The 14,146-nt window shown below is 75.1% G+C and carries 10 protein-coding genes; 7 read left to right on the forward strand and 3 right to left on the reverse strand.

Annotated elements, in window-relative coordinates; translation table 11 throughout:
- The first annotated feature begins 155 nt into the window (after positions 1–155).
- Positions 156–1,400: a glycosyltransferase gene (locus MUU72_RS15300; protein WP_248013797.1), complete on the forward strand. Its 1,245-nt coding sequence runs from the start codon at positions 156–158 to the stop codon at positions 1,398–1,400.
- Here the strand turns inward: MUU72_RS15300 and MUU72_RS15305 are convergent.
- On the reverse strand, positions 1,376–1,858 hold the full coding sequence (locus tag MUU72_RS15305; protein WP_248013798.1) for a carboxymuconolactone decarboxylase family protein: 483 nt from the start codon (positions 1,856–1,858) through the stop codon (positions 1,376–1,378). The two genes, MUU72_RS15300 and MUU72_RS15305, sit on opposite strands and share 25 nt — an antisense overlap.
- A 177-nt stretch (positions 1,859–2,035) precedes the next feature.
- On the opposite strand from MUU72_RS15305, the gene MUU72_RS15310 reads away from it, so the two are divergent.
- The 4 genes from MUU72_RS15310 (at position 2,036) to MUU72_RS15325 (ending at position 5,599) form a co-directional block, all read left to right on the forward strand.
- Entirely contained in the window at positions 2,036–2,974 is a 939-nt protein-coding gene (locus tag MUU72_RS15310; RefSeq protein WP_248013799.1) for an RNA polymerase sigma-70 factor, read from the forward strand.
- 172 nt (positions 2,975–3,146) lie between these two features.
- Complete coding sequence (locus MUU72_RS15315; RefSeq protein ID WP_248013800.1) at positions 3,147–4,097, forward strand: hypothetical protein; 951 nt, start codon at positions 3,147–3,149, stop codon at positions 4,095–4,097.
- 19 nt (positions 4,098–4,116) lie between these two features.
- Entirely contained in the window at positions 4,117–4,776 is a 660-nt protein-coding gene (locus tag MUU72_RS15320; RefSeq protein ID WP_248013801.1) for a hypothetical protein, read from the forward strand.
- Complete coding sequence (locus MUU72_RS15325) at positions 4,757–5,599, forward strand: inositol monophosphatase family protein (protein ID WP_248013802.1); 843 nt, start codon at positions 4,757–4,759, stop codon at positions 5,597–5,599. The genes MUU72_RS15320 and MUU72_RS15325 overlap by 20 nt, the downstream gene beginning before the upstream one ends.
- 30 nt (positions 5,600–5,629) lie before the next feature.
- Here the strand turns inward: MUU72_RS15325 and MUU72_RS15330 are convergent, their stop codons facing one another.
- On the reverse strand, positions 5,630–6,823 hold the full coding sequence (locus MUU72_RS15330; RefSeq protein ID WP_248013803.1) for an SLC13 family permease: 1,194 nt from the start codon (positions 6,821–6,823) through the stop codon (positions 5,630–5,632).
- 112 nt (positions 6,824–6,935) lie between these two features.
- Here MUU72_RS15330 and MUU72_RS15335 point away from each other — a divergent pair, with 112 nt between their 5' ends.
- Both MUU72_RS15335 and MUU72_RS15340 read left to right on the forward strand, forming a co-directional pair.
- A complete protein-coding gene (locus MUU72_RS15335) occupies positions 6,936–12,749 on the forward strand; it encodes a WD40 domain-containing protein (RefSeq protein WP_248013804.1) in 5,814 nt (1,937 codons plus the stop codon).
- Between the two features lie 90 nt (positions 12,750–12,839).
- Positions 12,840–13,619, forward strand: coding sequence for a thioesterase II family protein (locus MUU72_RS15340; RefSeq protein WP_248013805.1), 780 nt, complete (start codon positions 12,840–12,842; stop codon positions 13,617–13,619).
- A gap of 68 nt (positions 13,620–13,687) precedes the next feature.
- Here the strand turns inward: MUU72_RS15340 and MUU72_RS15345 are convergent, their stop codons facing one another.
- The gene (locus tag MUU72_RS15345) at positions 13,688–14,134 is read right to left on the reverse strand and encodes an anthrone oxygenase family protein (RefSeq protein ID WP_248013806.1); all 447 of its coding nucleotides are present in this window, start codon (positions 14,132–14,134) and stop codon (positions 13,688–13,690) included.
- Between the last annotated feature and the right edge of the window lie 12 nt (positions 14,135–14,146).

The following is a 14,146-nucleotide window of genomic DNA, read 5'->3' on the forward strand; positions in this document are numbered from 1 at the left end:
TGCGGCCGCGGGGGGCCGGGGCGTGGGCGGGCGCCGGAGCACATCGCGCGGGGCCGATATGCCGCGTGCGCCCCGACCCGGCGGAAAGCCGTCCGTAACGGCCGAGTTGTGATCAAATCGCCGGGCCCTCGACCGACCCGAGCCCTGGAGTCCCCGTGCCCTTACGGATAGCGATCACCGCCGAACCGATACCGTCGCATGTCTCCGCGCTGGACTTCGTCCTCCGCCCGGCCCGCGAACAGGGCCACCACGTGGCGCTCCACGCCCCCCTGATGTTCCGCGGCGAGGCCCGGCGGCGCGGGGTGGAATTCCACCCCGCCGGTACGGACTGGTCCTGCGAACGGGCCGTGCAGCAGGCGGCGAGCGAGATCTGGCGGGCGTCCGGCAACGCGCCCTTCAACCGCTACGTCTTCGGACACCTCTGGCCGGAACAGGCCGCCGCGAAGGCCGCCGACCTGCTCGCCGCGTGGACCCGGGCCCGACCCGACCTGGTGATCGCCGAGTGCAGCGACCTCGGCGCGCACCTCGCGGCCACCGTCCTGGGCCTGCCCCTGCTCGCCGCGGACAACGGCCTCGGCCCGGTGCTCCTGGACCTCTGGGACACCGACATCGCACCCGCCCTGCTCCCCCTCCACAAGGCGCACGAGCAGGACACCCCCGCCCTCCCCCCGATGCTCGTCCCCGCGCCGGTGCCGTGGTTCTACGGGACGCCGCCGCCCGCCGCGCGCCCGGTCCGGCGCACCCTCGCGGAGTTCCGGACCGTCCTGCCCGAGTGGCTGGACGGCGCCCCCTCCGGCCGCCCGCTGGTCTACGTGAGCCTGGGCACCCTGACCACCGCGATGCCCGGCCTCCGTACCGTCGTGGGGGACGCCTACCGGGAGATCATGGCCGCGCTCCGCGGCATCGACTGCGACGCGATCGTCTCCGCGGGCGACCTCGCGGGGGACCTGCGGAGCCCGGACCCCCGCATCACGCTCGTCGGGTACGCGCCGCAGCCGGCCCTGCTGCGCCGCGCCGACCTGTTCGTGACGCACGGCGGGCGGGCCTCCCTGCTCGACGCGGTGCAGGGCGCGACGCCCGTCCTGGGCCTGGGCGTCCTCGCCGACCAGCCCGCCAACACCGCCGCGTTCGCCCGCCGCGGACTCGGCCGGGCGCTGGACCTCACGGCGACCCGCGGCGAGCTGGCCGACGCCATGACGGACCTCCTCGGCACCCCGGGCTACCGCGCCGCCCTGCGCGCCGCCGGCGCCGAGCTGGCCCAACTGCCGCCCCTGGACCTGGGGGACCTACGGGACGGCAGCGGGACCCGCCCGGGCGGCCGGGCGCCGGACCGGCCGCGCCGGCCCGGTCCGCCGCGCGGCGGACCGGGCAGGTGCTACCCGAGGCGACCCGCCTCGTAGCCGCCGCCGGGCTGCCGGACCAGGACGCTCATGCGGTTGGTCGCGTTCATGAGGGCGATGAGCATCACCAGGTCGGCCAGCTGGTCCTCGTCGTGGTGGCGCGCGGCGGCCGCCCAGGTCTCGTCGCTGACACCGCCGGCCGCGTCGGCGATCCGGGTGCCCTCCTCGGCCAGCGCCAGGGCCGCCCGCTCGGCCTCGGTGAAGACCGTGGTCTCGCGCCAGGCGGCGAGCAGGTGGAGCCGGGTGGCGCTCTCCCCGGCGGCCGCGGCGTTCTTGCTCCACACGTCGGTGGCGTATCCGTCACCGTTGATCTGGCAGGCCCGCAGCAGGACGAGCCGCTGCGTCGCGGCAGGCAGGCTCGACTCCGTGAGGACGGTCTTGCTCGCCGCGCCGAAGTGGGCGGCGGCCTTCGCCGCGGTCGCGGTCGGGTTGCCGAACAGGTTCACACGAACGGTCATGGTGCGCTCCTCGCACATCGTCAGGTCGAAGTCGAACAGGAGATGCCGGCCGCCCGGACGGCGTGACAGGACGGCGGTGAGACCTACCTCACTCCCGTCCGGTGTCACGCGGCGGGCCCGACCGGCGTCGTGTGGGCGAGGCCGCACGCGGCGGACCCCGACGGACAGGAGCCGGTGATGAGCGAGCACAGCGACCGCACGGCGGGGGCCACCCCGCCGCCCGCGGACACCGACCGGGTGGACCGCGCCACCGAGACCTTCCTCGCCCACCGGAACCTGCTGTTCACCGTCGCCTACGAGATGCTGGGCCTGGCCGCCGACGCCGAGGACGTCCTCCAGGAGACCTGGCTGCGGTGGGTGGACGTGGACCCGGGCATCGTGCGGGACCCGCGCGCGTACCTCGTCCGGATCACCACCCGCCAGGCGCTGGGCCGGCTGCGGTCGCTGCGCCGGCGCAAGGAGACCTACGTCGGCCCCTGGCTGCCCGAACCGCTGCTGACCGCGCCCGACGTGGCCGAGGACGTCGAACTGGCCGAGGGCGTCTCGATGGCGATGCTGCTGGTGCTGGAGACGCTGGCGCCGACCGAGCGCGCGGTGTTCGTGCTGCGGGAGGTGTTCGGCCTGGAGTACGACGAGATCGCCGAGGCCGTCGGTAAGAAACCGGCCGCGGTCCGGCAGATCGCCCACCGGGCGCGGAACCACGTCGCCGCCCGGCGCCCCCGCGGTGCCGTGTCCCCGGCCGAGAACCGCAGGGCCCTGGTGGCGTTCCGGCGGGCGGTCGAGACGGGCGACCTTCAGGGCCTGCTCGACCTGCTCGCCCCGGACGTCGTCTTCCTGAGCGACGGCGGCGGGGTCGTCCGGGCCGCGCTGGCGCCCGTCGTGGGCGCCGGCCCCGTCGCCGACCTGCTGACGGTGGGACTGGGCAGGATCGCCGGCGCCGCCTGCGCGCAGCCGGCGCAGGTCAACGGCCACCCGGCGCTGATCCTCCGGATCGGCGGGGAGATCGAGGGCGTCCTGGCCGCGCGGACCGAGGAGGGCCTGATCACCGGCCTGTACTTCGTCCGCAACCCCGAGAAGCTCTCCCGCGTGGCGGCGGAGAACGCGCTGCGCCGCTGACCCGCGAGCCGGTGGACCGGTACCGACTCCACCGGCAGCCCCAACTCGCCCGGCGGCGCAGCGCGTTGGCGCCGCCGGGCCGGTGCGCCGAGCCGCCGGCGGCCGTCCGGCAGCCCTGGCCACGGGCTGCCCGTTGCTCCTACGATGCAGGGAGCGAGGAGGGGGACTCGACGTGGCACAGCGCGTGGGGCGGCTGGAGTTCGGCATCGCCTGGGTGATCAGGAACCTGGACGTGTTCATCGCCGTGGGGCTCGGCCTGACCATCGGCCTGATGGACGTCTTCGGCGACGTCATCAGCGACAAGGTGTCGTCCGGCGCGACGCTGCTGGTGCTCGGCACGCTCGCGGTCGGCTCGATGACCGAGCGGCTGCGCCGCAAGTCCGACATCCAGGAGGCGTCCGCGGACACCCGCCGCGCCCTGGAGGACCTCGCCATGGTCCGCTCGCTCACCGGCGACCAGGTCGGCGACGCGCTCGAACGGGCCCGGGCCCAGACCAACCTCTGGTACTTCAAGGGCGGCACCGGCACCTACCTGCGGGCCGTCACCCTGCCCCGGTGCGTCGAGGCCGCCACCCGCCAGCGCACCCAGCTCAGCGTCAAGATCGACATCATCAACCCGGCGGACGAGCAGACCTGCGCCGCCTACGCCCGCTTCCGCCAGACCTTCGCCCGCCGCCGCAACGACCACAGCGCCGACGCCTGGACCGCCGACCGCACCCGCAAGGAGGCGTACGCCACGGTCCTGGCCGCCGCCTGGTTCCGCCAGCGGCTCGACACCCTGGAGATCAGCGTCCACCTCTCCGCGGGCGTCCCCACCCTCCGCTTCGACCTCTCCGAGTCGTGCCTGATCATCACCCAGGACGACCCGAACCGCGTCAACCTCCTGGTCGCCCGCGACCGCCCGCTCTACGAGTACTACGTCACCGAGCTCCACCAGAGCCGCGAACAGGCCGTCGCCCTCGACCTGCGCGGCATCGGCCCGCTGAGCGACGAACCGACCGTCGACGAGGTCCGCGCGGTCTTCGACGACGTCGGCCTGTCCCTGCCCCCGGTGTTCAGCGACGCCGACGTCGCCGAGATCGTCGAGAAAGCCCTGCACGCTGAGGACCCCTACCGGAGGTGAGACGCCTCGGGCGCGGCTCATGGACTACGACACGCTCGACCGACTGCTCCGGCCCGGCGCCCCGCGGGAGGCCCCCCGCGCCAGCGTCACCGGCGCCCTGGAGGACATCGCCTGCGGCAAGCGGGAGTTACGCGCGGTCCGCCACCCGCTCGGCTTCCTGTGCCTGCCGCTGGTCCGCGACGGCGCCCGCGGCGTCTGCGTCCACCTCTTCGGCACCGGCCTCGCCGCCGACCCCACCGCCGACCCCATGCACGCCCACAGCTGGGAACTGCGCAGCTACGTCCTCTACGGCCGGGTCGGCAACGTCCCGGTCACCGTGACGGACGGGGCCCGCACCCCCACCCACCGGATCTTCGAGGTCGTCAGCGACCCCTCCGGCGTCGACGAACTGCGGCCCACCCCCCGCCTGGTGCACTGCGCACCGGGCCCCGCCACCTCCACCGGCAGCGGCGAGACGTACCGCCTGCCGGCCGGGGAGTTCCACGCCACCGTCGTCACCCGCGGCCGGCCCGCCGCCACCTTGGTGCTCGGCCGGTCGCTGCCCGGCCACACCGACCTCTCCCTGGGCCCCCTGCACGGCCGCGGCCACCGCACGGTGCGCCGGCTGTGCGGCGCGGAACACACCGAACGGACCGTCCGCACAGCACTCAGGAGGATCCATGCCGAGCAGCGCGAGTGACCGGGACGCCGCACCGTACGCGCGCGAGACGCGGGTGGCCGTCGCCGCGGCGGAGGAGGCGGGCGGGCTGCTGCGCGGCCGCTTCGGCGCGGCCCGGGCGGTGGGCGTCAAGGACGCCGCGGGCGATGTGGTCACCGACCTCGACCTGGCCGCGGAGAAGCTCATCCTCGCCCGCCTCCAGCGGCACTTCCCGCACGACCGGATCCTGTCCGAGGAGGCGGGGCTCCTCGGCGCCGCCGGGCCGCGCACCTGGCTGGTGGATCCGCTCGACGGCAGCAACAACGTCGCCATCGGCCTGACCGCGTACGCCGTCGGCATCGGGCTGTGTGTGGACGGCGCGCCGGTCGTCGGGGTGGTCCACGAACCGGTCACCGGCGCCACCTGGCGGGCCGTCCGCGGTCAGGGCGCGGCCTGCGGCCCCGATCGCCTGCCGGGGCCGCCCGGTGCGGTGCCGCGCAGCGGCCCGGTGGTGGCCTGGACCCAGGGCCACGCGGTGGACCGGGCCGACCCGGTGGCCGCGGGGCTGCGGGGCCAGCTGGAGCGCTGCACCCGGCGGACGCTCCAGCTGTGGGCGCCGCTGCTGGGTTGGAGCATGCTGGCGCGCGGCGCGATCGACGGCTTCGTCGGCTACCGCGCGGAGGGCATCGACTTCCCCGCGGGCGCCCTGCTGGCCGCCGAGACGGGCGTGGCGTTCCGCACCCTGGACGGCGGCCCCTTCACGGTGGGCTCGGCCGGCCCGGACACCGACCGCAGCTTCGTCGCCGCCCGCGGCGACACCCTCGCGTACCTGCTCGACGTGGTCGCCCGCACACGGGCCGCCTGAACGGGCCGGGCCCGCCGGGGAACGGCCGCTTCACCCCACCGCCACCGCCAGCGCCAGCGTCGCCGTCAGCGTCGCCCCCACCGCCAGCACGAACCCCGTCCCCATGAAGCGCCGCAGCGGGATGACCGTGCCCTGGCCGCGGCACCGTTCGAACCACAGCAGCGTCGCCAGCGACGCCCACGGCGTGACCAGCGGGCCGACGTTGGTGCCGATGAGCAGCGCCAGCAGCTGGTGGTGGTTGCCGACCGGCACCGCCGCCTCGCCCGCCAGATAGACCGGCAGGTTGTTGAGGACGTTGGACAGGCCCGCGCCCACGCCCGCCGAGCGGAGCATGCCGCCGAGGCCGCCGCCCGGCCCCATCGCCGTCGTCAGCAGTGCGTGCAGCCCGTGCGCGTCCACCGTCTCGACCACCAGGAACATCCCCGGCACCAGCACCAGCAGCCGCCACGGCACCAGCGACAGCCGCAGCTCGGCGGGGCGCCGCACCGCGAAGGCGGCCACCACGATCAGCATCGTGGTCAGGGACGCCGACCACAGCGGCACGTCCGCCAGCAGGATCGCCAGCAGGAAGCCGGTACAGGCCAGCGCGCACACCCGGAACAGCACCGGATCGGCCGGCGCCCGCCGCTCCGGCGGTACGTAGGTAGCGGAACCCCGCCGTCCGCTCCGCCAGTAGAAGCCCCACAGGCACACCATCGTCACCGCGATCGCGGCCAGCTGGGGCAGGCCCATCGTGGCGGCCATCGCGACGGGGGAGAGCCCGACGCGGTTGGACGCCAGCAGGTTCGTGAGGTTCGACACCGGCAGCAGCAGGCTCGCGGTGTTGGCCAGCCAGACCGTCGTCATGGCCAGCGGCACCGGCGCGATGCCCACCCGCCCGGCCAGCGCCAGCATCACCGGCGTCAGCAGCACCGCGGTGGTGTCCAGATTCAGCGTGATGGTGGTCACCGACGCGAAGGCCACGCACAGCCCGAACAGCCGCGGGTAGCTGCCCTTGCCGGTCCGCGCCACCCAGGACGCCACCGCGTCGAACACCTCCGCCTGGCCGGTCAGCTCGGCCATCACGATGACCGTCGCCAGGAAGACCAGCAGCGGCCCGATCCGCGCCATCGCGTCCCCGGCGGGCGCGGTCGGCAGCAGACCCGTGGCCACGCACAGCAGGCCGCAGGTGAGCAGCCCGGCGGCGAGCCAGTCCAGAGGATGCAGACGTTTGAGGAAGCGCACGCCGCACAGCGTCGCACACCCGGCCGGGCGGCGCGGGGGAGAGGGGGAGAGCGGACGGACCGAGGTCGGCAACCACCTGACCGGCCCCCCGGCGGCCTCCTACGATGGGGGCATGGTGACTGATGGGGAACTGCTCGGACGGACACGCGACTTGGACTTCTTCATCAGCTACTCGCCCGCCGACGAACAATGGGCCTCCTGGATCGCCTGGACGCTGGAGGAAGCCGGGTACCGCACCGTCATCCAGGCGTGGGACTTCGTCGCCGGCACCAACTTCATCGACTTCATGGACCGCGGCGTGAGCGAATCCGTCGCCGTCATCGCCGTCCTCTCCAGCCACTACGGCCGCTCCACCTACGGCCGCATGGAATGGCAGGCCGCGCTCCGCGCCGAACCGGAGGAGCCCGAGCGCAAGCTCCTCACCGTCCGCGTCGAGGACATCCCGATCGAGGGCCTGCTCGCCACCATCACCTACGTCGACCTGGTCGGCGTGGCCGATGCCGAGGTCGCCCGCGGGATGCTGCTCACCCGCGTCGGCCAGGCCGTCGAGGGCCACGCCCGCCCCGGCCGCCGGCCCGGCTACCCCGGCTCGGCGACCGCCGGCGACCCCTTCGACCTGCCCGGGCCCGCCGCCGACGGCCCGCAGCGCCCGCTCGGCCGCACCGGCTGGTCCGGCCGCCGCCGCCCGGCCCGCGCGCCCCGGTACCCGCAGGCCCCCGGCGCCGCCCGCGACCAGGGCGCCCTGACCGTGCTGCACCTCGCCGGCCCGGACTTCGGCCGCGGCCGCGAACCGGACGCGCTGCGCCGCGAGATCCGCGGCGACCTCGTCGAGCTGAAGGACGCCGGCGCCCCCGCCCCCGACCTCCTCGTCGTCACCGGCGACCTCACCGCCTCCGGCAGCCCCCGCGAATGCGACCAGGCCCTCAGCTTCCTCACCGGGCTGCGCTCCCAGCTCGACCTGCCGCCGCAGCGCGTCATCGTCGTCCCCGGCAACCAGGACGTCAGCCAGGCCGCCTGCCGCGGCTACTTCCACACCTGCGAGGCCGACGAGATCCCGCCGCAGCCCCCGTACTGGCCCAAGTGGCGCCACTACACCCGCCTCTTCCGCGGCCTCTACGAGGGCCTGGACACCGTCTTCGACAGCGACCAGCCCTGGACCCTCTTCCCGGTGCCCGAGCTCCACACCGTCGTCGCCGGCTTCAACTCCTCCATCGCCGCCAGCCACCGCCCCGACGACCAGTACGGCTTCCTCGGCCGCGACCAGGCCGCCTGGTTCGCCGAGGCGCTGCGCGGCTACGAGGAGGAGGGCTGGCTGCGCATCGGCGCGCTCCGCCACCCGCTCACCGGCCGCCGCCGCCCCCAGGACACCCCCGGCGGCCCCGGAACCCTCCGCGACGTCGACACCTTCGCCCGGCTCGCCGCGCCCCGCCTCCACCTGGTCCTGCACGGCCCCAGCGGCGGCCCCCGCACCACCGGCGGCGAACCCTCCCACGACCACCTCCCGCTCCAGAACGGCACCCTGCCGCTGTACGGCTCGGCCGCCCCCGCCGGCTTCGCGCTGCTGCGCGTCACCGCGGACGGCGTCACCCGCTGGACCGGCGACGGCGGCACCGCACCGGCCGTCTTCCCCGTCACCTGGCACCGCGCCGGCCGGATCTTCACCCGGTCCGGCGAGCCCGCGGCCCCGCCCGCCGCCGTCCCGCCCGCCGACAACCGCGCCGTCGACGAGCCCGCCGACTCCCTCGCCGAACGCGTCAAGGAGGTCTGCCGCGCCCGCCAGGAAGGCGTCCGGCTGCGCGACGTCCCCCGCACCTCCCCCGACGACCTCGCCCAGATCATGGTCACCTGGCGCGACGAGGGCGTCGTCCGCCAGCAGCGCATCGCCGTCCACCCCGGCACCCCCACCGACGCCGAACTGGACCGCTTCCTGGCCCAGGCCCACGCCACCGACACCGGCACGGAGGCCGAACTGGTCCACGACGGCCCGCCGCCCGAGCAGTCCCTGCGCGCCCGCGCCGGGCGCCGCGGCGTCCGCGTCCGCAGCTTCCTGGAATTCCAGGGCCTGCTCGACCTGCGCGGCTACGTCGCCGCCCAGACCGCCCGGCTGGGCAACGACGACCGCTACGCCCCCGACCTCTACCTCCCCCAGCGCTACCGCGACGCCGAACGCCCCGACGCCGAGGAGCGCGGCCATCTCGTCGAGGCCATGCTCCAGCTCCTGGAGACCGACCACGGCCGCTTCATGCTGCTCCTCGGCGACTTCGGCCACGGCAAGACCTTCGCCCTGCGCGAGCTGGCCCGCCGCATCCCCGAACGCCTCCCGCACCTGACGCCGCTGCTCATCCCGCTGCACACCCTCGACCGCGCCCACAGCCTCGAAGGGCTGGTCGCCGCCCACCTCGCCGGCCACGACGTCGACACCATCGACCTGCGCGCCCTGCGCTACATGCTCGGCCAGGGCCGCGTCGTCCTCCTCTTCGACGGCTTCGACGAACTGGTCAACCGCGTCAGCTACGACCGCGCCGCCGACCACCTCCAGGTCCTCCTCAACGCCGCCGTCGACAACGCCAAGATCGTGGTCAGCAGCCGCACCCAGCACTTCAAGTCGCAGGACCAGATCCTCACCGCGCTCGGCGAACGCGTCGGCCTGCTCCCGCAGCGCCGCATCCTCGCCGTCGAGGGCTTCGTCCCCGAACAGATCCGCGCCTACCTCGTCAACCGCTACGGCGACGAGCGGACCGCCGACCGCCGCTTCGAACTCCTCGGCAACATCCCCGACCTGCTCGCCCTGTGCGCCAACCCCCGGCTGCTCAGCTTCGTCGCCGACCTCGACCCCGACCAGCTGCGCGCCGTCGCCGGCGCCGGGCGCGCCCTGAGCCCCGCCCGGCTCTACGAGGACGTCTTCACCGCCTGGCTCGCCCACGAGGAACGCCGCGGCCAGGGCGGCCCCGGCGCCGCCCCCGGCCTCACCCTCGACCACCTCTGGGCCGCCGTCACCGCGCTCGCCCGTCGCCTGTGGGAGACCGGCCGCAGCGGTCTGCACCTGGAAGAGCTGACCGACACCGTCGCCACCGCACTGGCCGGACTCGCCGGCACCACCCTCACCACCCAGGAGAGCGCCCAGGCGGTCGGCGCCGGAAGCCTGCTGATCCGCACCGACGACGGCCTGTTCCAGTTCATCCACGGCTCCGTCGTCGAATGGCTGGTCGCGCGGGAGGCCGCCGCCCGCCTCGCCGGCGGCGACAGCACCCTGCTCGCCGCCCGCCCGCTGAGCGCCCTCGCCGTCGAGTTCTTCTGCGACCTCGCCGACCACGACCTGAGCACCGCCTGGGTCCGCACCGTCCTCCACGCCTCCGGGCCCGGCGTCAGCGACGCAGCCCGCGCCAACGCCGTCCGCGTCATCGACCGGCTCCGCGTTCCGGCCGGCGCCGACCTGCGCGGCGCCCGCCTCTCCGGCGAGGACCTCTCCGGCCGTGACTTCTCCGGCGTCGACCTCACCGGCGCCGACCTCACCGACACCCGTCTGATCGGCGCCAACCTCTCCGGCGCGGTGCTGCGCGACACCCGCCTCAACGGCGCCCGCCTGGACCACGCCGACCTCTCCGGCGCCGACGTCACCGGCGCCGACCTGCGCGGCGCCCGCCTGACCCGCACCGACCTGCGCGGCGCCCGCCTGACCCGCAGCCGCTGGCACCGCGCCGCGCTCATCGACCCGCTGACCGACCCGGAGGTGCGCGCCGCCCCCGAACTCCGCACCGCCGCCCTGGCCCCCGGCATGCCCGTCGAGGTCGGCTTCCGCCCCGCCGCCGTCGGCGTCCCCTACGGCTTCGACATGCGCACCAGCCGGCTGCCCGAACCCCTCTCGTACAGCCCCGAGGGCGAACTCCTCGCCGTGGGCAGCGAGGACGGCGGCGTGCTGGTCTGCGCCGCCGACACCGGCCGCGCGATGCGCACCCTGCACGGCCACGAAGGGCGCGTCTACGCGGTGAAGTTCCGCTCCCGGGTCCTGGCCACCGGCGGCGCCGACGGCACCGTGCGCCTGTGGGACCCGGTGTCCGGGCGCCAGCTGCACCGCCTGGACGTCCACCCCGGCGGCGTCTGGCCGGTCTCCCTCGACGACGCCGGGACCCTGGTCGCCACCGGCGACGCCGACGGCCTGGTCACCCTCTGGGACGCCGCCACCGGCGAACCGCTGCACCGCCTCCCCGGCCACACCGCCCCCGTCTACACCGCGGTGTTCAGCGCCGACGGCCACACCCTCGTCACCGGCGACGCCGCCGCCGGCCTCCGTGTCTGGGACACCCGCACGGGCGAGTGCACCGGCCGCCTCGACGGCCACGAGGGCGCCGTGTACCGCGCGCGGTTCAGCCCCGACGGCACCCTCCTGGCCACCGGCGACCAGGGCGCCGGCGACCACGGCACGGTCCGCGTCTGGGACCTCGCCGAGCGCCGCCTGCTGCACGCCTTCACCGGCCACACCGGCCGCGTCTACACCCTCGACTTCCACCCCGACGGCACCCTCCTCGTCAGCGGCGACACCGACGGCCAGGTGCGGCTGTGGGACCCGGTCGTCGGCGCCCCCGCCGGTGCCCTGGAGCGGTGCACCGGCGCCGTCTACCAAGTCATGTTCGGCAACGGCGGCCGGCTGCTGGCCGCCTGCGACAGCGACGGCACCGTCCGCCTGTGGCGGGTCGCCCTGACCGGCGGCCACCGCGCCATCAGCCTGCTGCGCCAGCAGCCCACCGAGCACCGCGGCTCCGCCTGGGCCTGCCGCTTCCGCCCGCAGGACAGCCAGCTCGTCACCGTCGGCAACGACGGCGGCGCCCAGATCTGGAACGCCGACACCGGCCAGGGCCAGCGCATCCTGCGCGGCCACGGCCGCCGGGTCAACACGGTGGCCTTCAGCGCCGACGGCGCCCGCCTCGCCACCAGCGGCAACGACGGGATCGTCCGGCTCTGGGACGCCCGCACCGGCCGCCGCACCGCCGAACTCACCGGCCGCGGCGACCGGTTGATCTCCGCGGTCTTCAGCCCCGCCGGCCCCCTCCTCGGCACCGCCAGCAACGACGGCGACGTCTACCTCTGGAACGCCGCCACCGGCGAGTACCTCCGCGAGATCGACGTCGAGACCGACCACACCTGGGCCGAGGCGTTCAGCGCCGACGGCACGCTGCTCGCCACCGCCAACGACGACGACTCCGTCCGCCTGTGGTGGCGCGCCACCGGCGCGCACGTCGCCACCCTCTCCGAGCACCGGGGCCGGGTGCGGTCCATCGCCTTCCGCGGCGACGGCACCGCGCTGGCCACCGGCTGCGACGACGGCCGGGTCCGCCTGTGGCACCAGGAGAGCGGCGACCTGGCGGCCGAACTCGACGGCCACAGCGACCGCGTCTACGCCGTCGCCTTCGGGGCCGGCGGCGACTGGCTGGCCAGCGCGTCCTGGGACGGCACCGCCATCGTCTGGCGCGACGGCACCCCCCGCCATGTCCTGACCGGCCACCAGGGGCGGCTCTGGGCGGCCGTCGCCCACCCCCGGCTGCCCCTGCTCGCCACGGCCGGCGACGACCGCGTCATCTGCCTGTGGGACACCCGCACCGGCACCCGCACCGCCCGCCTCACCGGCCACACCGGCCGCATCTTCTCCCTCGCCTTCAGCCCCGACGGCACCCGCCTGGCCAGCGGCGGCGAGGACGGCACGGTCCGCCTGTGGAACGTCCCCGCACCGGCCGGCCCGCCCACCGCGCACGCCACCCTCATCGGCGTCCCCGGCGGCTGGGCGGCCCTGACCCCCGAGGGCGGTTACAAGTACGAGGGTGAGGTGACCGGTGAGTTCTGGCACGTCGTCGGCATGGCCCGCTTCACCCCCGGGGAACTCGACGACTACCTCCCGGGCGTCCACCGCCTCCCCCTCGACGCGGACCTGTGATCCCGGCGGCCGCCGCGCGGGCGGGCGAGGGCCGGGCACGCCCCGCACACGACGCCGATATCCCCCGGAAGATTGGATGGCGGAACAACCGTGACAGCAGTGACAGGCCCGTGGATCCGCCGTTTCCATACCGCGCCCCGGGCCGCGGTGCGGCTGGTGTGCTTCCCGCACGCCGGAGGATCCGCCTCCGCCTACCTCAGCCTCTCCCGTGAACTGGCGCCGGAGCGAGAGGTCCTGGCGATCCAGTACCCGGGACGGCAGGACCGCCGTACGGAGCCCTGCATCGAGGACCTCGTCGACCTCGCAGCCGCGATCACCCCTGAGCTGAAGCCGTGGGCCGACGCGCCGATGGCTCTCTTCGGCCACAGCATGGGGGCGACCGTGGCCTTCGAAGTCGCCCGGCGGCTCACCGCCGGGGGACATGCGCCGGTCGCCCTCTTCGCGTCAGCGCGGCGGGCGCCGTCCCGGTCCCGCGACGAATCCACGCATCTGCACGACGAGCGGCTCCTGGCGGAGGTGAGGCAGCTCGACAGCACCACCGCGGAGGTCTTGGCCGACGAGGACCTGCGCGCCATGGTGCTCCCCGCCCTCCGCGCCGACTACAAGGCCGCCGAGACCTACCGGTACGTCCCGGGGGCCCCGCTCACCTGCCCCCTCATCGCTCTCACCGGCACCGACGACACGAGAGTCTCCCGGGAGGAAGCGGAGTCCTGGGCGGAGCACACCACGGCGGACTTCGCTCTCCACGCCTTTCCGGGCGGCCACTTCTTCTTCCGCGAACACCTCGCGGACGTGGTGGCGTTGATCAATGGACGGCTCGCCGCTTCGCCTGCGGCAGCCGAGCCGGGACGCTCCTGCTGGAGCCGTTGAGCGCCCGTGCGGCTACCCGCGCGGGTGGCGGGCGTGGTGCGCCACCGGCGCGGTGTCGGTCCGCGGGCTCAGGTGAGGGCGGCGGCCAGGAAGGCGAAGGCGGCGATGAGGACGGCGACGCGGACGTAGTGGAAGCGGTCCCAGCGGTTCATCTGCTGCTGCCAGTCGGCGGGCCGGTTCTCGGGTGTCCAGGTCTTGCCCCGGTTGTTGATCGGGACGAGCAGCAGGACCGACAGGAGCACGCTGAGGAGCAGCAGCGCGGCGGCGGTGAGGACGAGGCCGGTGCCGCGCTGGTGCCATCCGGCGACGGCCCGGACGCCGACGAGGACGAGCGAGGAGAGATACCAGACCGGCATCACGGCGCCGAGCATCCGGCCGCCGTGGGCGCGGCCGAGTTGGCCGCTGTCGCCGGGGAGTGCGTCGAGGATCCGGTTGATGACGAAGGCGACGGAGAACTCCACCCCCACCATCACGCCGACGCTCACGATGGTGACGACCTGGAGTGCGTTGAGCATGAGGACCCCCTG

This window comes from Streptomyces rhizoryzae, assembly GCF_023155275.1.
In the GTDB taxonomy this organism is placed as follows: Bacteria; Actinomycetota; Actinomycetes; order Streptomycetales; family Streptomycetaceae; genus Streptomyces; species Streptomyces rhizoryzae.